Source organism: Marilutibacter aestuarii (genome assembly GCF_006546775.1).
Taxonomy (GTDB): Bacteria; Pseudomonadota; Gammaproteobacteria; order Xanthomonadales; family Xanthomonadaceae; genus Marilutibacter; species Marilutibacter aestuarii.
This window is the reverse complement of the sequence record NZ_VICE01000048.1, coordinates 13,901-32,247: the sequence shown is the minus strand read 5'-3', so window position 1 is coordinate 32,247 and position 18,347 is coordinate 13,901. Positions and strand designations below refer to the sequence as shown.

17 protein-coding genes are annotated in these 18,347 nt (G+C 69.7%); 5 read left to right on the top strand and 12 right to left on the bottom strand.

What is annotated here, in order from left to right:
- The first annotated feature begins 81 nt into the window (after positions 1-81).
- The 3 genes from FKV25_RS04920 to cysN all read left to right on the top strand — a co-directional run bounded on the left by FKV25_RS04920 (position 82) and on the right by cysN (position 3,702).
- The gene (locus tag FKV25_RS04920) at positions 82-834 is read left to right on the top strand and encodes a sulfite exporter TauE/SafE family protein (protein WP_141517686.1); all 753 of its coding nucleotides are present in this window, start codon (positions 82-84) and stop codon (positions 832-834) included.
- 64 nt (positions 835-898) lie between these two features.
- Entirely contained in the window at positions 899-1,807 is a 909-nt protein-coding gene (gene cysD / locus FKV25_RS04915) for a sulfate adenylyltransferase subunit CysD (protein ID WP_141517685.1), read from the top strand.
- On the top strand, positions 1,807-3,702 hold the full coding sequence (gene cysN / locus FKV25_RS04910) for a sulfate adenylyltransferase subunit CysN (RefSeq protein ID WP_141517684.1): 1,896 nt from the start codon (positions 1,807-1,809) through the stop codon (positions 3,700-3,702). The genes cysD and cysN overlap by 1 nt, the downstream gene beginning before the upstream one ends.
- A 74-nt stretch (positions 3,703-3,776) precedes the next feature.
- Here cysN and FKV25_RS04905 read toward each other — a convergent pair whose 3' ends face one another.
- On the bottom strand, positions 3,777-5,270 hold the full coding sequence (locus FKV25_RS04905; protein WP_141517683.1) for a M20 family metallopeptidase: 1,494 nt from the start codon (positions 5,268-5,270) through the stop codon (positions 3,777-3,779).
- Positions 5,271-5,467: 197 nt separating this feature from the next.
- Between FKV25_RS04905 and FKV25_RS04900 the strand changes: the two genes are divergently transcribed.
- Positions 5,468-5,818 carry a ComEA family DNA-binding protein gene (locus tag FKV25_RS04900; RefSeq protein ID WP_141517682.1) on the top strand — a complete coding sequence of 117 codons (351 nt, stop codon included), beginning with the start codon at positions 5,468-5,470 and terminating at the stop codon, positions 5,816-5,818.
- 211 nt (positions 5,819-6,029) lie between these two features.
- A complete protein-coding gene (locus FKV25_RS04895) occupies positions 6,030-6,773 on the top strand; it encodes a HutD/Ves family protein (protein ID WP_141517681.1) in 744 nt (247 codons plus the stop codon).
- Here the strand turns inward: FKV25_RS04895 and FKV25_RS04890 are convergent.
- From FKV25_RS04890 to sufD, 11 genes are all read right to left on the bottom strand, one after another.
- The gene (locus FKV25_RS04890) at positions 6,767-8,410 is read right to left on the bottom strand and encodes a sulfite reductase subunit alpha (RefSeq protein WP_141517680.1); all 1,644 of its coding nucleotides are present in this window, start codon (positions 8,408-8,410) and stop codon (positions 6,767-6,769) included. The two genes, FKV25_RS04895 and FKV25_RS04890, sit on opposite strands and share 7 nt — an antisense overlap.
- On the bottom strand, positions 8,407-9,417 hold the full coding sequence (locus FKV25_RS04885) for an FAD:protein FMN transferase (RefSeq protein ID WP_246071923.1): 1,011 nt from the start codon (positions 9,415-9,417) through the stop codon (positions 8,407-8,409). The genes FKV25_RS04890 and FKV25_RS04885 overlap by 4 nt, the downstream gene beginning before the upstream one ends.
- Before the next feature lie 12 nt (positions 9,418-9,429).
- A complete protein-coding gene (locus FKV25_RS04880) occupies positions 9,430-10,239 on the bottom strand; it encodes a DUF4198 domain-containing protein (protein ID WP_141517679.1) in 810 nt (269 codons plus the stop codon).
- Between the two features lie 53 nt (positions 10,240-10,292).
- The gene (locus FKV25_RS04875) at positions 10,293-10,817 is read right to left on the bottom strand and encodes a DUF2271 domain-containing protein (RefSeq protein ID WP_141517678.1); all 525 of its coding nucleotides are present in this window, start codon (positions 10,815-10,817) and stop codon (positions 10,293-10,295) included.
- Positions 10,818-10,845: 28 nt separating this feature from the next.
- Positions 10,846-11,487 (bottom strand): PepSY-associated TM helix domain-containing protein, encoded by a 642-nt coding sequence (locus tag FKV25_RS04870; protein ID WP_141517677.1) that lies wholly within the window; start codon positions 11,485-11,487, stop codon positions 10,846-10,848.
- Between the two features lie 97 nt (positions 11,488-11,584).
- Positions 11,585-12,277, bottom strand: coding sequence for a Fe2+-dependent dioxygenase (locus FKV25_RS04865; protein WP_141517676.1), 693 nt, complete (start codon positions 12,275-12,277; stop codon positions 11,585-11,587).
- Between the two features lie 71 nt (positions 12,278-12,348).
- Complete coding sequence (locus FKV25_RS04860) at positions 12,349-14,661, bottom strand: catecholate siderophore receptor Fiu (protein ID WP_141517675.1); 2,313 nt, start codon at positions 14,659-14,661, stop codon at positions 12,349-12,351.
- Between the two features lie 201 nt (positions 14,662-14,862).
- On the bottom strand, positions 14,863-15,183 hold the full coding sequence (locus tag FKV25_RS04855; RefSeq protein WP_141517674.1) for a non-heme iron oxygenase ferredoxin subunit: 321 nt from the start codon (positions 15,181-15,183) through the stop codon (positions 14,863-14,865).
- A 91-nt stretch (positions 15,184-15,274) separates the two neighbouring features.
- A complete protein-coding gene (locus FKV25_RS04850) occupies positions 15,275-15,808 on the bottom strand; it encodes a GNAT family N-acetyltransferase (RefSeq protein ID WP_141517673.1) in 534 nt (177 codons plus the stop codon).
- Positions 15,805-17,049 (bottom strand): cysteine desulfurase, encoded by a 1,245-nt coding sequence (locus FKV25_RS04845; protein WP_141517672.1) that lies wholly within the window; start codon positions 17,047-17,049, stop codon positions 15,805-15,807. Before FKV25_RS04845 ends, FKV25_RS04850 begins: the two co-directional genes overlap by 4 nt.
- Positions 17,046-18,347 (bottom strand): Fe-S cluster assembly protein SufD, encoded by a 1,302-nt coding sequence (sufD, locus tag FKV25_RS04840; RefSeq protein WP_141517671.1) that lies wholly within the window; start codon positions 18,345-18,347, stop codon positions 17,046-17,048. Before sufD ends, FKV25_RS04845 begins: the two co-directional genes overlap by 4 nt.

Here is an 18,347-nt window from a genome sequence, read left to right as displayed (position 1 = left end):
TATGCCTTTCCCGAACTTCCGGGGGGCGGGGCCGCGCCCGATACTGCGGCGGCGCAACATCGCGCCCCCATGCCGAGTGCCATGGAACTCCCCCCCGAGCTTCTCTACTACATCGCCATCGGTGTCGCCGCACAGCTCGTCGATGGCGCGCTGGGGATGGCGTATGGCGTCACCGCCTCGAGCCTGCTGCTGGGGCTGGGGGTGCCGCCGGCGGTGACCAGCGCCACCGTGCACGCCGCGGAGTGTTTCACCACGGGGGCGTCGGCGGCTTCCCACCATGCCTTCGGCAACATCGACAAGCGCCTGTTCCGGCGCCTGCTGTTGCCGGGCATCGTGGGTGCCGGCGCCGGTGCCTACCTGCTGGCCAGCCTGCCGGGCGAGGCCATGCGTCCCTGGGTCGCCGCGTACCTGATGCTCATGGGCGCGGTGATCATCATCAAGGCCTTCAGGGCATTCCCCTCGCGCGAGGTGACCACCCACATGGCCCCGCTGGGCTTCTTCGGCGCGCTGGTGGATGCGATGGGCGGCGGGGGCTGGGGACCGATCGTCGCCAGCAACCTGCTGGCCCGCGGCAACGAGTTCCGCCTCACGGTCGGCACGGTCAATGCCGTGGAGTTCTTCGTGACCCTCACCGCGTCGCTCGTGTTCCTGCTGACCCTTGGCCTGGAGCACTGGGACGTCATCCTCGGCCTGGCCCTGGGGGGCGTGGTCGCGGCGCCATTCGGCGCCTGGCTGGTCAAGCGGGTCCGGCCCAGGCCGATGCTCGTCTGCGTGGGCCTGGTGGTCATCGGCCTGAGCCTGCGCACCCTGCTGAAGCATCTGGGCGTGATTTGAGCGACGATGCAAGCACCACGCGCGGGTTCCACACCCTTCACCTTTTCCTCAAGCGTTGCCTGAAATGTCATTAGCAGAGCTGTCCCATCTCGATCGCCTCGAGGCCGAAAGCATCCACGTCCTTCGCGAGGTCGCCGCCGAGTTCCAGAACCCGGTGATGCTCTATTCCGTCGGCAAGGACAGCTCGGTCCTGCTGCACTTGCTGGTGAAGGCGTTCGCCCCGGCGCGCCCGCCCATCCCGCTCCTGCACGTCGACACCGGCTGGAAATTCCGCGAGATGATCGCCTTCCGCGATCGGCGCGCCGCCGAGACGGGCGTGGAGCTGCGCACCCACACCAACCCCGAAGGCCTGGCCCAGGGGATCGGTCCCTTCACGCACGGGGCGACCGTCCATACCGACGTGATGAAGACGCAGGGGCTCAAGCAGGCCCTGGGCCTGTGGAACTTCGACGCCGCGATCGGCGGTGCGCGCCGCGACGAGGAGAAATCGCGCGCGAAGGAGCGCATCTTCAGTTTCCGCAGCGCCCAGCATCGCTGGGATCCCAAGGCCCAGCGCCCCGAGCTGTGGGACGTCTACAACACCCGGGTCAACAAGGGCGAGAGCGTGCGCGTGTTCCCGCTCTCCAACTGGACCGAGCTCGACGTCTGGCTCTACATCTATCGCGAGAAGATCCCGGTGCCGGACCTCTATTTCGCCGCCGAGCGCCCGGTGGTCGAGCGCGACGGCGCGCTGATCATGGTCGACGACGAGCGCCTGCCCCTGGGCGAGGGCGAGGTGCCGCAGTCGCGCAAGGTGCGCTTCCGCACGCTCGGCTGCTATCCGCTGACCGGGGCGATCGAGTCGGAAGCCGACACGCTGGAGAAGATCATCGCCGAGATGCTGGTCTCGACCACGTCGGAACGCCAGGGCCGGGTGATCGACCACGACCCGAGCGCGTCGATGGAGAAGAAGAAGCAGGAGGGGTATTTCTGATGGGCGTCCACGATACCGGCACCCAGGACGCCGCGGCCGCGGTCGCCGCCTACCTGGAGCAGCACGAGAAGAAGGGCCTGCTGCGCTTCATCACCTGCGGCAGCGTCGACGACGGCAAGAGCACGCTCATCGGTCGCCTGCTGCACGACACCAGGCGCCTGTTCGACGACCAGCTCGCGGCGCTGGAATCCGACAGCCGGCGCCACGGCACCCAGAACGGCGAGATCGATTTCGCGTTGCTGGTCGATGGCCTGTCCGCCGAGCGCGAACAGGGCATCACCATCGACGTCGCCTACCGCTTCTTCAGTACCGAGAGGCGCAAGTTCATCGTCGCCGACTGCCCGGGCCACGAGCAGTACACCCGCAACATGGCGACCGGCGCGTCGACGGCCGACGTCGCCGTGGTGCTCGTGGACGCCCGCAAGGGCCTGCTCACGCAGACCCACCGGCACAGCTATATCGTCTCGCTGCTCGGGATCCGCCACGTGCTGCTGGCGGTCAACAAGATGGACCTTGTCGATTACGACCAGGGCGTTTTCGAGGCGATCGTCGAGGGCTATCGCGCGCTCGCCGCGGACCTGGGGATCGAACACGTACACGCCGTGCCGCTCTCGGCGCTCAAGGGCGACAACCTGATCGGTCGCTCCGCCGCCATGCCCTGGTATGAGGGCCCGAGTGCGCTGGAATACCTGGAGACCGTCGATGTCGCGCGGACGGGCAGGGACATCGGGTTCAGGATGCCGGTGCAGTGGGTCAGCCGGCCCCACCAGGATTTCCGGGGCTTCGCGGGGACGGTGTGCGCCGGCGAGGTGCGCCCCGGGGACGCCGTGGTCGTGCTGCCCTCGGGCCGGCGCTCGCAGGTGGCGCGCATCGTCACCTCCGATGGTGACCTGGACCGCGCCGTGGCCGGCCAGGCCGTCACGCTGACCCTGGACGACGAGCTCGACATCAGCCGTGGCGATGTCATCGCCAGTGCCGGCCAGCCCCCCGAGGTGTCGGACCAGTTCGCCGCCCACGTGCTCTGGATGGGCGAGCAGGCGCTGCTGCCGGGTCGCCCCTATTGGCTCAAGATCGGTACCCGGCAGGTCAGTGCCACCGTCACCGAGATCAAGCACAAGGTCGACGTCAACACGCGCGACGAGCTCGCGGCCAAGCACCTGGGGCTCAACGAGGTCGGGCTGTGCAACCTGCACCTGGACCGGCCCATTCCCTTCGAGGCCTACGCCGACAACCGCACGCTGGGCGGATTCATCCTGATCGACCGGATCAGCAATGCCACGGTGGCGGCGGGCACGTTCGATTTCGCCCTCCGGCGTGCGGCCAACATCCACTGGCAGCATGTCGACGTCGACAAGACGGCCCGTGCGGCGAGCAAGGGCCAGGTTGCACGTTGCGTCTGGTTCACGGGCCTGTCGGGCTCGGGCAAGTCGACGATCGCCAACCTCGTCGACAAGCGCCTGCATGCCCTTGGACACCATGCCTTCGTGCTCGACGGCGACAACGTGCGCCACGGCCTCAACAAGGACCTGGGCTTCACCGACGAAGACCGCGTCGAGAACATCCGGCGCGTGGCCGAAGTGTCGCGGCTGATGACGGATGCGGGCCTGATCGTCCTGGTGAGCTTCATCTCGCCATTCCGCGCCGAACGCCGCCTGGCCCGCGAGCTTTTCGAAGAGGGCGAGTTCATCGAGGTCCATGTCGACACGCCGCTGGAGGTGGCCGAGCAGCGCGACGTCAAGGGCCTCTACGCCAAGGCACGCGCGGGCAAGATCCCCAACTTCACCGGCATCGACTCGCCCTACGAGGCGCCGGAAGCCGCGGAGCTGACGCTCGACACGGTGGCTGAGGATGCCGAGGCGCTGGCCCAGCGCGTGATCGACCGGCTGCTGGGCTGAGGCCCGTTCGAGCACTGGATGGCAAAAGGGCCGGATCCCTGGATCCGGCCCTTTTGCGTTCGAGACAGCGCCGCTCAGCAGCAGCCGTGGTCGCCGTGGCGGGTGCCGCTGTCGGGCGCCGCCGCGGCGCCGCGGGTCTCGCCGCGCTCGCTCGCCAGGTGGTGCTCGGCGATGACGCGCGCCACGCAGGCGGTGACCCGCTTGCCCATCGGGATGTGCAGGAATTCGTTGGGGCCGTGGGCGTTCGAGTGCGGGCCCAGGACGCCGGTGATCATGAACTGCGCGCCCGGGAACTTCTCGCCGAGCATGCCCATGAACGGGATCGAGCCGCCTTCGCCCATGTACATCGCCGGGGCGTCGTAGAACGCCTGGCTGGCATCGTCGATCGCCTTGAACAGCCAGGGCGACATCGCCGGGGCGTTCCAGCCGGTCGAGGCCTTCTCCAGGTTCAGGCTGACCTCGGCGCCATTGGGAGCGTCCGACAACAGGGCGGACTGCAGCATTTCGCCGGCCTTGGCGCCGTCCAGCGTCGGCGGCAGTCGTAGCGAGAGCTTCACGGCCGTGTGCGGACGCAGGACGTTGCCGGCAGAGTCGAGCGTGGGCATGCCGCCGATGCCGGTCAGCGAAAGGGCGGGTCGCCAGGTGCGGTTGAGCACCAGCTCGGTCAGGTCGTCGTCCATCGGCGACAGGCCATCCACCAGCGGGAACTTGTCGTAGATGGCGGTGCCCAGCACCTCGGCGGCCTGGCGAGCCTGCTCCAGCCGTTCGGCGGGGATGTCCACGTGGAGGCCGTCGAGGGTGATGCGCCCGGTCTTCTCGTCCTCGATGCGCGAGAGCAGCTGGCGCAGCAGGCGGAAGCTGGACGGCACGATGCCCGAGGCATCGCCGGAGTGCACGCCCTCGTCGAGGACCTTGACGCTCAGGTTGCCCCCGGCCAGCCCCCGCAGCGACGTGGTGCACCACAACTGGTCGTAGTTGCCACAGCCCGAGTCCAGGCAGACCACCAGCGACGGCTTGCCGATACGGTCCGCGAGGTGGTCGACGTAGGCCGGCAGGTCGTAGCTCCCCGATTCTTCGCAGGCTTCGATGATGACCACGCAACGCGCGTGTGGCAGGCCCTGCGCCTGCAGCGCCATGATCGCGGTCAGCGAGCCGAAGATCGCGTAGCCGTCGTCCGCGCCACCCCGGCCATAGAGCTTGTCGTCGCGCAGCACCGGCTTCCACGGGCCGAGGTCGTCGTCCCAGCCGGTCATCTCCGGCTGCTTGTCGAGATGGCCGTACAGCAGGATCGAATCATCGTTGCTGCCGCCGTTGCTGGCGGGGATGTCGATGTAGATCAGGGGCGTGCGTCCTTCCAGCCGGACCACCTCGAGCTGCATGCCCGGGATGTCCTGCGCGCGCGCCCAGGTCTCCATCAAGCGCACCGCGTCATCCATGTACCCGTGCTTCACCCAGTCGGCGTCGAACATCGGCGACTTGTTCGGAATGCGGATGTACTCGATGAGCTGGGGCACGATTTCGTCATCCCATTTTCCGGCGACGAATCGTTCGACCTGGCGGGTATCCATGGGGGGGCCTCGGTACTGAAAAAAAGATGTCCCATATTAACGCCTGCCATGTGTAGGACTTTTCCTACGCCACATCGCGTTCATTTCCGATCCAAGCCGGCCGGTTTGCCGATACCGCCCCTTCAGGGACGACGCGACACTGGGTCATCGCCGATGACAGGCCCGGGCCCATCATCATGAACCGTACGGAGTGGGACATGAGTCCGTTCAAGCCGATACTGAAGTCCGTCGCGTTCGCACTGCTCATGGTGTGGGCGGTCCTGACGGGAATCGTGCTGGCGGCGGAACGGGTCGACATCAATACGGCCGACGCGGATCGGCTCGATCGCGTGCTGACCAACGTCGGCCCGGCGCGCGCAGCGGCGATCATCGAGTACCGGCGCCTGAACGGACCGTTCCGCAGCGCGGAGGAGCTGGCCCTGGTCCGTGGGATCGGTCTCAAGACCGTGGAGAAGAACCGGGACCGGATCGAAGTGGGGACACCCCGGGCGCATCGACCCGCGAGCGCGTCCGGGGCCCTGCCGAGGATCGTGCCGGTTACGCCCTGATCGGGCGGGACGCGGCTGCGGGATGCCACAGGTACCACCTTCGCAGGGACGCGGGGATGGTGGATGTCAGGGCAGGGAGCCCGGAGGAGTCAGGCGGAGCGCCTGGACATGGATGTACACCGCCCGGCGTGGACGGACCCACGATCGGGCGGCCCGGCAGGCGCTGCGCAGGACGTGCAGCGCCGCCGGTCGCGCCGATACACTGTCGCGCATGGGGCATGACACCGAGACCAACGACGACCACGTGCTGCGCGTCGTGCCGGCCAACGAATACCGCCGCGTGCGGTGGAAGAACGGGTGTGGCTGGACGCGCGAGGCGGCCCAGGGGCGCCTGGCCCCGGGTCCCGGGGTGCATGCCCTGGCTGCGGAAAGCGTGCCGGGTAACAGCCCGTGTGATGGCGACGGCGATCACGACGGCAGGGGTGCCGGCGACGCCTGGGACTGGCGCCTGTCGATCGCCGAGATCGACGAGGACGCGGCGTACTCCAGCTTCCCGGGCGTCGATCGCGAGCAGATGCTGCTTTCCGGCAATGGCCTGCGCCTGCGCCTGGGCGAGCATGTCGAGACCCTCATGCCACCGCACGACCGGCATGTCTTCCCCGGCGAGGCGCCCGTGTTCGCGGAACTGGTTGATGGGCGCGTCCAGGCCATCAACCTCATGTGGCGGCGCGGGCGCGTGGCGCTGCAAAGCTGGTTCCGGCCCCTGGTCGGGCCGATGCTGGTTTTCACCGATCCCGCCGAGACCTGGGTGCTCCATCTCGTCTCCGGCCATGCCCGCCTGGACCGGACGCATGCGCTTCCGCGACTGGAGGCCGGCGACACGGTGGTCCTGCAGGGATTGGGGCAGCGTCGGCGCTGCATGATCGAAGGCGCGGGCAGCGTGCTGCTGGCGCGGATCGCGCCGACAGCGGCGGACGGCGAAATGGGTGCGATGTCGTCGGCGATGCCTCAGTAGATGTCGCGCCGGTAGCGTCCGGCTTCGACCAGTGCGTCGACTTCGGCGTCGCCCAGAACCTCGCGCAGCGCAGTGTCGACCCCGGGGGCCATGCCCTCCAGGCTGCCGCAGACATGGATGGACGCGCCGTCGGCGACCCAGCGTGCCAGGCGAGCCGCTTGCTGTCGCACCGCGTCCTGCACGTACTTCAGCGGCCCGGGGTCGCGCGAGAACACCAGGTCGAGGTGCGCGAGTCCGCCGGCCGCCGACCAGGCCGCCAGCTCGTCTCGGAAATACAGGTCGTGCGCGCGGGTGCGCTCGCCGAACAGCAACCAGTTGCGATGATGGCCGCGCTCGATCCGCGTCATCAGCAACGCGCGCAGCCCGGCCAGCCCGGTGCCGTTGCCGACCAGCACCAGGGGGCGGTCGTCGGTGGGGGCATGGAAGGCGCTGTTGCGGCGGATGCGCAGGTCGATACGGGCGCCCGGGGGCGCGTGCCGGGTCAGCCAACCGCTGCCACTGCCCAGGCGGCCGTCCGCGTGCCGTACCTGGCGGATGAGGAGGACGAGCGATCCCTCGGCGGGCGTGGATGCGATGGAATATTCACGATGCGGCAGCGCCTGCAGTGCGTCGACCACCGCCTGCGCATCGGGCCACGCACCGTCCTTCGGCAGCGCGGGCAGGCGCGATGCCGCCAGGGCGTCGCGAAGGCAGATGCGGGTGTCACCGAATCGAACCGGCTGTTCGCCGTCCAGGCCAGTGTCCAGCAACCAGGCATCGACATCGGCCGCCGCGTGGCGCGGACCCACTTCGGCGATGTCGCCCGCCACCCAGTCCAGGTCCGCCGCGTCATCGGGGCGTAGCGACACCGTGTACACGGGGCCACCGGGACTGCCGGGGTTGAGGTGGCGCCGCTCCGAGAGGCGCCACGGTTGGTAGGCGGGCGCGTTCCAGTCCGGTATGCCGGTATGACCGCCCAGCTGGCCGAGGTGCTGTTGCCACGCACGCAAGGCCCCCGGGTCGCCGTTGTCGACTTCGATCAGGTCGAACAGCGGATGCGCGTGGCTGTGGCGGAGCCACGCATCCAGCGCATGCCCGAACGCGCAGTACGCGCGATATTCGCGATCGCCCAGGGCGAGCACGCCGTACTGCAGGGAGCCGAGCGAGGCAGGCGACTGCATCGCGCGGCGCACGAACGCGAGCGCGGTGTCGGGCGCGTCGCCTTCACCGGTCGTGCTCGCGATGAACAGGACGCGTCGCGCCTGGGCGAGCCGCTCGACATCCAGGCCGCCAAGGCCCGCCACGCGTACCGACTGTCCGGCGGCCTGCAGCGCCTGTGCGCTCAGGTGGGCGAGGGCTTCGGCATGCCCGGTCTGGCTGGCGTGGACGACCCACCAGTCAGCTGCAGCGTCGGCGGCGGGAACCGCGGGTGCCACGGTGGCACGGCGACGCTGCAGCAAAACCAGGCCGGTGAAGCCGGCCCAAAGCAAGGCGACCGCCGCCGCCGCCCCTGCGCGCGCACTGCCGGGTGCGCGCCATTGAAGGGGCTCGACCTGCCAGCCGGCCAGGGCGATGCACAAGACCAGCAGGCCCAGCATGACGAGGGCCTGGCCCAGCGTCGCGGCTTCCAGCCGCGGTCGCGCGGGTGCGGTGCTCATGGCGCGGACAGCTGGCGTGCGAAGGCCGGCGTCATGCGCTGGCGGAAGCCGTCGCCCTCGTGGACGAAGAACAGCACGGCGAGGTCATGCTCCAGCGCGTAGCGCCAGCCTTCGTCCGGGCCCAGCACGCTCATCGCCGTCGCCAGGGCGTCGGCCTGCATGCAGTCGCGGTGCAGGACGGTGACCGAGGCGAGCGCATGCGCGACCGGGCGCGCGGTGCGCGGGTCGATGGTGTGCGAGTAGCGTTGCCCGGCGTCATCGAAGAAATGCCGGTAGTCGCCCGAGGTTGCCATGGCCAGGTCCTCGAGCGCGACGACGATGGCGTCGCCACGCTGCATGGCATCCTGCGGGTCGGGGTGCTCGACGGCGACATGCCACGGGCGTCCCGCCGGGTGGCGGCCGCGTGCGCGCAGTTCGCCGCCCACCTCGACCAGCCAGGAGGTGCTGCCGCTGGCTTCGAGATACCCGGCCACGCGATCGACGGCGTGCCCTTTCGCGATCGACGAAAGGTCTAGGTACAAGCCACCGGGCTGGATGGCAATCCGGCGTTCCGGGTCGAGTGCCAGGCGCTGCCAGCCGGTGCGCGCCCGGGCCGCGGCGGTCGCCGCTTCGGTGGGCGCCGCCAGGCGTTCGCCGTCCGGACCAAAGCCCCACAGGTTGACCAGCGGGCCAACCGTCGGGTCATAGGCCCCGCCGGTGCCGGCCGCCAGGTCGAGGGCCGCCTGCAGCACCCGGAAGAAGCCCTCCGGCAGCACCTGCGCGGTGCCGGCCGGCGCGGCATTGAAGCGGCTGATGTCGGAGTCGGCCTCCCAGGTGCTCATCTCCGCCACGACCTCGTCCAGCCGCCGCTGGATGCCCGCCCGCAACTCCGACGCGTCACGGTCGGAAGCGACGGTCACCTGCCAGGTGGTGCCCATGGTCTGGCCCGCCAGGTGCTGGACCGGTGCCGCCGGGACGGCCAGAGGCCACAGCAGGAACGCCAGCACCAGGGCGAGGCCGGGACGCACGACGGACGCGCCTTAGAGCGGCAGGACTTCGAAGGTCGCGACGTAACTGGCGCGACGCTCGCCGGCGCCCGGCAGGGAGGTCTTGTCATCGCTGTGGCTGGTTTCCATCCAGTACATGCCGGCGCCCGGCCAGGTCACGCTGAACTTGCCGTCCGCGCCACTCGTCAGGGTGATGGTGTCCTGCTGGTCGCGGTAGCGGGTGGCGCCGGGCACGATCTCGATCTCCAGTCCCGCCGCCGGCTCGCCGTCGAGCAGCAGCTGGAACTGCGCGGCTTCGCCCGCGTAGAGGTCATTGGGGTGAGTGACCGGCGCAAGCTCGAGGCCCTGGCCGGTGGGCTTGAACACCGAGGTCGTGGGGGCGCCAACGGTCACGAAGGTCTCCACCCGGCCCGCGCTCTCGGAGGCCCGCACCTGGGTCGCGCCCGCGGGGATGGCGGTCTTGAAGTCCGCGGCATTGCCGCGCCAGCGCTTGTTCTCGCCGTCGAGGACGTAGCTGGCGAACATGCCCTGGTTGACCATCGCCACGCGGTAGGTGCCTTCCTGCGCCAGTTCCAGGTCGAACACGCTGCGCAGCTTGCCGGTCGAGGCGTTCTGCGGCGCCACGCGGCTGCCATCGGGCGCGGTGACCTGCAGGCGCTCGAGCGCGAGCGGCACGTGGTTGAAGTAGAACAGGTCGTTGGACACGGCAGCGTCCACCGTCATCCAGGCACCCTTCTCGGAGAACACCGTCTGCGAGGGCTGCAGCCAGGCCTTGTGGGCGAGCGCGGTGGGGGCGATGCCGAGGGTGAGCGCGGCGGCGAAGGCGATGTGGCGGAGTTTCATCGGTGTCTCCTGCGGGAAGCGGGGGCTTGAAGGGCGGGCCTGGACCGGAGCGGTCAGGGCTTGAGGGAGAGCGTCACGGCGCCGAGTTCGCTGGAGCCGGAGGCCTGCTTCCGGGCGGGCGCCCGGACCGGCCAGCTGAAGGGGATGCTCACGACTTCGCGGCCGCCGACCTCGCGCGCGGCCTCCACCACCAGGGTGTAGTCGCCCGGTGCGAGGTCGGCGAGCGGCGCCTGGCCGCCCTTGAAGCTGAGCTGGTGCTGGCCGACGGGACGGGTCGCGCCGCTGACGCCGTCGATCGGCATCTGCAGCGTGCGTCCGCTCCGCCGCCACCACTGGCGCATGTCCTTCAGCCACTTGGTGCCTTCGCCGTCGCGCATGTCGACGTCGTACCAGACGGCCAGGTTGGCGGCCACGCTGTTGTCGGCACGCTCGACCCACACCGCGACGTAGGGCCTGTGGTACTCGGCCACGTTCAGGCGCGGGATCTCCAGGCGGATGTCCATGTCGGCGGCCGTGGCGGTCGTGGCGACGAGCGGGGCGAGCAGCAGCAACAGCAGGGCGGTGCGGGACGGCTTCATCGGGGGCTCCGTTGGATGGGCGGATGCGTCAGTGCATGAACAGGATGACCACGAGCGCCGGAACGGCCAGGCCCGCGGCCACCAGCGGCCAGGTCGACCCGCGCTGGCGCGCATGGAGGTGGAGCAGCCACAGCCCGGTCAGCGCGAACAGCAGGCAGGCGATGGCGAAGATGTCGATGAACCAGCGCCAGACCGCGCCGGTGTTGCGGCCCTTGTGCAGGTCGTTGAGCCACGCGATGGTGCCGCGCGTGGTCAGCTCGTATTCCACGCTGCCGGCCTCGCGGTCGATCGCCAGCCACGCGTCCCCGCCCGGACGCGGCAGCGACACATAGACCTCGCCGTCGGACCATTCCGCCGCGCGTTCGTCGACGCGGACGTCCAGCTCCGCGTCCAGCCAGCGACGGAGGCTGGCGGGGAGCGGTGCGTCGCCAGCGATCTCGCCCTCCAGCGTCCTGAGGACGCTGGCCGGCAGTTCGCCGGTGACGCTGTGCACCCTGGGTTCGGCCTCGATCTGCGCGGCGTGGTTGAGCGTGATGCCGGTGACCGTGAACAGCAGCAGGACGACCAGGCTGACCGCCGCGCTGATCCAGTGCCACTGGTGCAGGGTGCGCAGCCAATAGCCGCGACGCTGCTGTGCGGTGGCCGGTCCGGTCGGGCGGGATGCGGTCAAGCGTGGGATTCCGTCGGGCGCGGTCGGGCGGGCCGCCTATTACAACAAAAATGAGAATTAGTCGCAATTGCGAATCATGCGCAACCGCGCGCGGCGCTCAGGTTTCGCTCCAGCGCCTGAGCAGGTTGTGGTAGACGCTGGTCAGCCGCAGCACGTCCTCGCGGGCGGCGCCGGCCGCCGTGAGCGACTGGATGGAGGCGTCCATTTCGAACAGCAGCCGGCGCTGGCCGTCGTCGCGCACCAGGCTCTGCACCCAGAAGAACGATGCCAGGCGCTCGCCCCGGGTGACCGGTTCCACCCGGTGCAGGCTGCTGGACGGATAGACCACCAGGTCGCCGGCGGGCAGTTTCACTTCGTGCTCGCCATACGTGTCGTGGATCACCAGGGCGCCGCCGTCGTAGCTGTCCGGATCGCTCAGGAACAGGGTGCAGGACACGTCGCTGCGCAGGTGCATGGCCGGCATGCCGGGCGGGCTCGCCAGGCCCATCACCGCACCGTCGACGTGGAAGCCGTACTGGGCACCGCCGCGGTAGCAGTTGAAACGCGGCGGCAGGGTCCGCGCCGGCAGTGCCGCGGCGAAATACAGGGGATTGCGCGCCAGTGCCGCCAGGACCTGTTCGCCGAGGGCCTGCCGCAGCGGCGCGTCGTCGGGCAGTTGCAGGTTCTGTTTGACCTGGGCCCCCTGCGCGCCAACGGTCGCGCGACCATCGGTCCAGTCGGCGGCGCGAAGCGCATCGCGCATCGCCGTGACTTCTTCCGGCCGCAGGACGTCGGGGATGTGCATCAGCATGGCAGGCTCTCCGGAAATGACGACGCCTCCCACGGGGGGAGGCGCCGGGCGTCCGTTCCTCGGCTTGCGCCTCAGAAGCGGTAGTTGACCGTCAGCAGCGCCGAGCGCGGCTGCCCCGGGGTGTAACGGTAGCCGCTCTTGTTGATCGCGGCGACATACTCTTCGTCGAACAGGTTGTAGACGTTGAGGCGCAGGTTCCACTGCTCGCTGAAGGCGTAGCTGGCGACCGCGTCGAACACCCAGTAGTCCTCGGCGTAGGCCGGCGTGCCCACCGCGCCGTCGGTGCCGCGCTTGAGCTCGCCGGAGTAGCGCGCACCGCCGCCGATGGTCAGGCCCGAGTCGAACGCGTAGGTCGTCCAGGCGGTAAAGGCGCGATCCGGGATGTAGGTGAGCTCGCTGGAACCGTCGACGGCCACGCCGGGGCCCTCGATGACTTCGGTGTCCATGGTGGTGAAGCCGGCCGACACCGCCCAGTCGTCGGTGATCTGGCCGACCGCGCTCAGCTCGATGCCGCGCACGCGCTTTTCGCCGTTCTGGTAGTACTGCTGGTCGGTCGGGTCCTGCACGATCTCGTTCTCGATCGTGGTGTCGTAGAGCGCCGCGGTCAGCAGCAGGGCGTCGCCGGCGAGGGTCCACTTGGCGCCCACTTCGGCGGTCTTCGCCTTCTGCGGGTCGAACGCCGGGTTGTTGGCGCTGTTGGCCGAATTGCTCAGCTCCAGGCTGCCGCCGCCCGGGGGCTGCTGCGAGATGGCGTAGTTGGCGTAGAAGCTGGAGTCGGCGGTCGGCTTGTACAGCGCACCCAGCTTCCAGTTGAACAGGGTGTCGGAGCTCTCGGCGTCGACATTGGGCACCACGGTGCCCACCGGCAGGCCGTTGCAGTCCGGGCCACGGCGGCCGCCGCAGGCAGCGGAGTTGCTGAACTCGGTGTCGTAGCGGTCGATGCGCAGGCCGCCGTTGAGCTGCCAGCGCTCGCCGAACTTGACGGTGTCGAACAGGTAGGCCGAAACCGTGTCGGTGCGACCCTCGCCGTCGGCGCCGGTGCGGCCCCAGCGCAGGCCGGCCACGTCCGGATCCGGCGCATAGAGGTTCGCGTCGGGCCAGGTGCTGCCGTCGAGGGCGCCCATGCCGGTGATGTCGAGTTCCTCGCGGGTGACCTCGACGCCGGCGGTGAAGTCGTGCGTCACCTCGCCGCTGCCGAACGAGCCGGTCAGGCTGGTCTGGTTGGTCGCGATGGCGTTGCGGTTGTCCTTGAAGGTCGGCAGGTTGCGGGTGATCGTCCAGCCCGACGGGTCGGACAGGTCCGGCGTGGTGAGGTTGCCGGCGCCGCCCATGAACGCGGTGAGCATGTATTCCTGGTGCGAGCGGCCCCAGCGCGTGGTGTTGCGCAGGATCATCGCGTTGTCGAACTGGTGCTCGACATGCAGGCTCAGCATGTCCGCGGTGACGTCGTCGTAGTCCGAGAGCGTGCCGTAGTAGTTGTCGCGGTCGACCTTGGGCGCGTCGCCGATCCCGGGACGCGTGGGGTCGGGCGAGGTGTAGCCGGGCAGGCCGATCGTGGACACGCCACCGTCGGGGATGTTGTCCTGCTGCACGTGAAGCAGGTCGAAGAAGACGCGGGTGGCGCCGTCCAGGCCGAAACCGAACGATGTCGCCACGCCCCAGCGGTTGTTCTCGACCACGTCGCGGCCGGGCACGTCGCTGTCCTGCGCCATGAGGTTGACGCGGAAGGCGTTGCCCTCGCCGAAGGTCTGGTTCCAGTCGGCGGTGGCGCGCTTCTGGTCGTCGGTGCCCAGCGAGAGCGACGCGGAGCCCGCGTCGCGCAGGTAGGCGTGCTTGGTGACCAGGTTCACCGAGCCGGTGGGGGAGCTGCGGCCGGTGTCGGTGCCGGCGGGGCCCTTGGTCACCTCGATCTGCTCGACGTTGAAGATGTCGCGGGTGATCGAGCCGACGTCGCGCACGCCATCGACGAAGATGCTGCTGGAGCTGTCGAAGCCGCGCATGTAGATCGCGTCGCCCGTGGTCGTATTGCCGTTCTCGCCCACGTAGAAGGTGCCGACGCCCGGGCTGTTGCGCAGGGCTTCGGTCAGCGAGGTGGCGCCCTGTTCGGTGAACAGGTCGTTGCTGATCACGTTGATGGTCTGGGTGGTGTCGACCAGCGGCTGCGTGAACTTGGGCGAGGAGAGCTCCTCGTTGAGGTAGCGCTTGACCCGCTGCCCATGCACTTCCAGGTTCTCCAGGGTCTTGGTGTCGGCGTCGGCGGCGACCTCGCCGGCGGCGTGCGCGGCGATCGGCGCGCCCAGCGCCAGGCCGGTCAGCAGCGAGGCGGCGCCCAGCGAGCGGGCCGTGGAGGGACGGGGGTGCTTGCGACTCTTGATGTAGGACATTTCAAATCCATTGACGTGCGAGCGCCCGGCGCGGAGCCGGGCAGGGGAAGGCGTTCGGGATCGGGGCTGGCCGGCTGCGCGGGGCAGGCGCTGGCATCCCTGTTCAGGGCGACATTAGAACGCAATCAAGAATGATTCGCAATAGCTTTATCGACAACTGCATGTCGAAAGGCGCCCGGGCCGGATGCGGCCCCGACCCGGTCAGCGGTCGTCGCGGGTCCAGACCGCGCCGTCGGCGACGCGGGTGGGGAACTTGCGCACCGGCGTGTACGCGGGCGGATTGAGGCAGCGGCCGTCGCGCACATCGAAGCGGGAGCCGTGCAGCACGCACTCTATGGTCGCCGCCTCGCCGTCGAAGGGGCCGGCCGAGAGCTCGAAGTCCTCGTGCGAACACATGTCCTCGAGCGCGTAGTAGTCGCCGTCGTAGTTGCACACGAGGATCGGCGTGTCGCCGTCCCAGGCGACGGTGGATTCGCCAGGCAGCAGCTCCGAGGTGGCGCAGACACGGATCCAGTCGCTCATCAGGACGTCCAGGGGGCGGTGGGTGCGGGCAGGATGGCGGTGTGCCGGGCGCTTGTCACCCCCGCGAGGGGGGCAGGGTCGGAACGGGTGCTCAGAACGCCTTCTCGAGGACCTCGAAGCGCAGGTCGGCGCGCAGCGGGATGCCGAAGCGCTCGTCGCCGTAGGGGAAGGGCTTCTTGACCCCGGTGCGGCGGTACCCGCGGCGTTCGTACCACGCGATCAGCTCCTCGCGCACGTCGATGACGGTCATGCGCATCGCCGGCAGCCCCAGGGTCTCGCGCGCGACGCGCTCGGCCTCGGCCAGCACCACGCTGCCCAGGCCGCCGCCCTGTCGGGTGGGAGCAACGGAGAACATGCCGAAGTAGCCGGCGCCATCGACGTCGGCGACATGTGCGCAGGCTTCCATCGTACCGTCCACCTCGGCCACGAGGACGTGGCTGCGCTCGCGCTGGATGTCGGCGTGCAGGACCAGGGGGTCGATGCGCTGGCCTTCCAGCAGGTCGGCCTCGGTCGTCCAGCCGGCGCGGCTGGCGGTGCCGCGGTAGCAGGAGGTGACGAGGGCGACGAGTGCGGGGATGTCCGCCTCGGTGGCGAAGCGGAATCGCGGGGCGAGCGATGCGTTCATGCGAGCAGCTTGCGGACTTTTTCGATGGCGGCGACGAAGGCATCCACCTCGTCGTGGGTGTTGTAGAAGGCCAGCGACGCGCGGCAGGTGGCGGCGACCCCGAAATGCTGCATCAGCGGATGCGCGCAGTGGTGGCCGGAGCGGATCGCCATGCCCTCGAGGTCGAGCAGGGTGGCCAGGTCGTGCGCGTGCGCGCCCTCGACCAGGAAGCTGATCACCGCGGCCTTCTCGGCCGGCGCACCGAAGATGCGCAGGCCTTCGACCCCCGAGAGCGCTTCGGTGGCATGGGCGAGCAGGGCCTGCTCGCGCGCCTCGATGTTCGCCATGCCCAGCGCCGACAGGTAGTCGATCGCGGCACCGAGGCCGACGAAGCCGGCGATGTTGGGCGTGCCGGCCTCGAACTTGTGCGGGGCGTCGTTGAAGACGGTGCCTTCGAAGCGCACCTCCTTGATCATCTCGCCGCCACCGAGGAAGGGCGGCATCGCCTCGAGGTGCTCGCGACGTGCCCATAGGGCGCCGGTGCCGGTGGGGCCGCTCATCTTGTGCCCGGTGATGGCATAGAAATCGCAACCGATCGCGGCGATGTCCAGGGGCCGGTGCGGCGCGGCCTGCGAGCCGTCGACCAGGGTCGCGATGCCGCGCCGGCGCGCTTCCCGGCAGATCTCGCGGACCGGGTTCACCGTGCCCAGCACGTTGGACACGTGGGTCAGCGCGAGCAGCTTCACTTCGGGCGTCAGCAGGCGGTACAGGCCGTCCAGGTCGAGGTCGCCGCGTGCATCGAGTTCGGCGACCCTGATCGTCGCGCCGGTGCGCCCGGCGACCAGCTGCCAGGGCACGATGTTGGCATGGTGCTCCATCCGGGTGAGCACGATCACGTCGCCGGGCTTCAAGCGGGGCAGCGCCCAGGAATACGCGACGAGGTTGATGGCGAACGTGGTGCCGCTGCACAGCACCAGTTCGTCCGCGCGCACGTTGAGGAACTTCGCCAGCTTGCCGCGCGCGCCCTCGTAGGCCTCCGTCGCCTCGGTGCCCAGGGCATGCACGGCGCGGCTGACGTTGGCGTTGTGGCGACGGTAGAAGTCGTCGGTGGCCTCGATGACCGCCGAAGGCTTCTGCCCGGTGTTGGCGGAGTCGAAGTAGACCAGCGGCTTGCCGTGGACCTCGCGTTCCAGCACCGGGAAGTCGCGGCGCACCGCGGCCCAGTCGACGGCGGGGGTGCCGGGGACGGTCGAGGCGCTCATGACCCGGCGCCCTCCAAGCGTGCCAGTGCCGCATCGAGGCGATCCGCCAGCACGTCACGCAGGGACGCCTCCTCGATCACCGCGACGGTCTCGCGGCAGAACGCGGCGGTCAGCAGGGATCGCGCCTGCTCCGCGGGGATGCCACGGCTGCGCAGGTAGAACAACGCGGTCGGGTCCAGCTGGCCGACGGTCGCGCCGTGCGCCGCCTGCACTTCGTCGGCGTGGATCTCCAGCACCGGTTGGCTGTCGATCTCCGCGCCCTCGGTCAGCAGCAGGTTCTTGTTCGACAGCGTCGCCTCGGTACCATCGGCGCCCTCGCGGATCAGGATGCCGCCGTGGAAGGCCGCGCGGGAGCGTCCCGCGCCCAGGCCGCGCCAGATCAGTTCGCAGCGGCTGTCGCGACCGGCGTGGTCGATGCCCAGGCGCGTGTCCAGGTGGCGCCGGCCGCTGGCCAGCAGCACGCCATTGGCATGGGCGCTGGCGCCCTCGCCCTGCAGCGCGATGTTGAGTTCGTGGCGCGAGAGCGACGCGCCCAGTTCCAGGTCGAGGCGCCGGTATTGGGCGCCGCGCGCGAGGACCGCATCGGTACGGGCCATGACGGTCGCGCCCTCGTCCTCGTCCTGCACGCGGGCATGCACGAGCGAGGCGTCCGCGCCCAGGTGCGCGTGCAAGAGGTGGTTGGACAGGTGCCGGTGCGCCACGTCGCCCAGGTGGTGCTCGACCACGATCAGCCGCGCGCCCTCACGGAGCTCGACGAGATGGCGGAGGTGGCAGGCCCGGTCGCCGTCCTCGGCCGTGCCGATGAACACCAGGTGCACGGGCGCCTCGACCGTGGTGCCGGCCTCGACCCGCAGCACGCCACCCTCGACGGCGAGCGCGGCGTTGAACCGGGCGAAGATTTCGTCGTCGCGATCGAAGCGGCGTGCCAGGAAGTTCGCGTCGCGCGGATCGTCCCCGGCCAGCACGCGTGAGAGCGGGACCAGCGACGCGCCCTGCGGCAATCCATCGAGGTCGCTGTGCCGGGCATCGAAGACGCCATTGACGAAGACCATGCGCGGCGCGGGCACCCGTTCGATCGCGGTCGCGTCGAAGGCATGCGCGCGGGCGTCGGGCGCGCGGAAGGCGCGACGCTCCAGTGCGCGCAATGGCGTGTACTTCCAGGCCTCGACGCGCGCATGCGGCATGCCTGCCCCGAGGGCGGCGTCGAGCGCGGCGCGTCGGCTCTCGCCCAGCCCCGCGGCCTCGCGGTTGGCAAGCGCTTCGAAGCTGTCGCGGAAGGAATCGAGGAGCGCTCCCAT

Excerpts from the sequence above, each read along its gene's own strand:
- FKV25_RS04920 (WP_141517686.1), top strand. The coding sequence starts at position 82 with ATGGAACTCCCCCCCGAGCTTCTCTACTACATCGCCATCGGTGTCGCC.
- cysD (WP_141517685.1), top strand. The coding sequence starts at position 899 with ATGTCATTAGCAGAGCTGTCCCATCTCGATCGCCTCGAGGCCGAAAGC.
- cysN (WP_141517684.1), top strand. The coding sequence starts at position 1,807 with ATGGGCGTCCACGATACCGGCACCCAGGACGCCGCGGCCGCGGTCGCC.
- FKV25_RS04905 (WP_141517683.1), bottom strand. The coding sequence starts at position 5,270 with ATGGATACCCGCCAGGTCGAACGATTCGTCGCCGGAAAATGGGATGAC.
- FKV25_RS04900 (WP_141517682.1), top strand. The coding sequence starts at position 5,468 with ATGAGTCCGTTCAAGCCGATACTGAAGTCCGTCGCGTTCGCACTGCTC.
- FKV25_RS04895 (WP_141517681.1), top strand. The coding sequence starts at position 6,030 with ATGGGGCATGACACCGAGACCAACGACGACCACGTGCTGCGCGTCGTG.
- FKV25_RS04890 (WP_141517680.1), bottom strand. The coding sequence starts at position 8,410 with ATGAGCACCGCACCCGCGCGACCGCGGCTGGAAGCCGCGACGCTGGGC.
- FKV25_RS04880 (WP_141517679.1), bottom strand. The coding sequence starts at position 10,239 with ATGAAACTCCGCCACATCGCCTTCGCCGCCGCGCTCACCCTCGGCATC.
- FKV25_RS04875 (WP_141517678.1), bottom strand. The coding sequence starts at position 10,817 with ATGAAGCCGTCCCGCACCGCCCTGCTGTTGCTGCTGCTCGCCCCGCTC.
- FKV25_RS04865 (WP_141517676.1), bottom strand. The coding sequence starts at position 12,277 with ATGCTGATGCACATCCCCGACGTCCTGCGGCCGGAAGAAGTCACGGCG.
- FKV25_RS04860 (WP_141517675.1), bottom strand. The coding sequence starts at position 14,661 with ATGTCCTACATCAAGAGTCGCAAGCACCCCCGTCCCTCCACGGCCCGC.
- FKV25_RS04855 (WP_141517674.1), bottom strand. The coding sequence starts at position 15,183 with ATGAGCGACTGGATCCGTGTCTGCGCCACCTCGGAGCTGCTGCCTGGC.
- FKV25_RS04850 (WP_141517673.1), bottom strand. The coding sequence starts at position 15,808 with ATGAACGCATCGCTCGCCCCGCGATTCCGCTTCGCCACCGAGGCGGAC.
- FKV25_RS04845 (WP_141517672.1), bottom strand. The coding sequence starts at position 17,049 with ATGAGCGCCTCGACCGTCCCCGGCACCCCCGCCGTCGACTGGGCCGCG.
- sufD (WP_141517671.1), bottom strand. The coding sequence starts at position 18,347 with ATGGGAGCGCTCCTCGATTCCTTCCGCGACAGCTTCGAAGCGCTTGCC.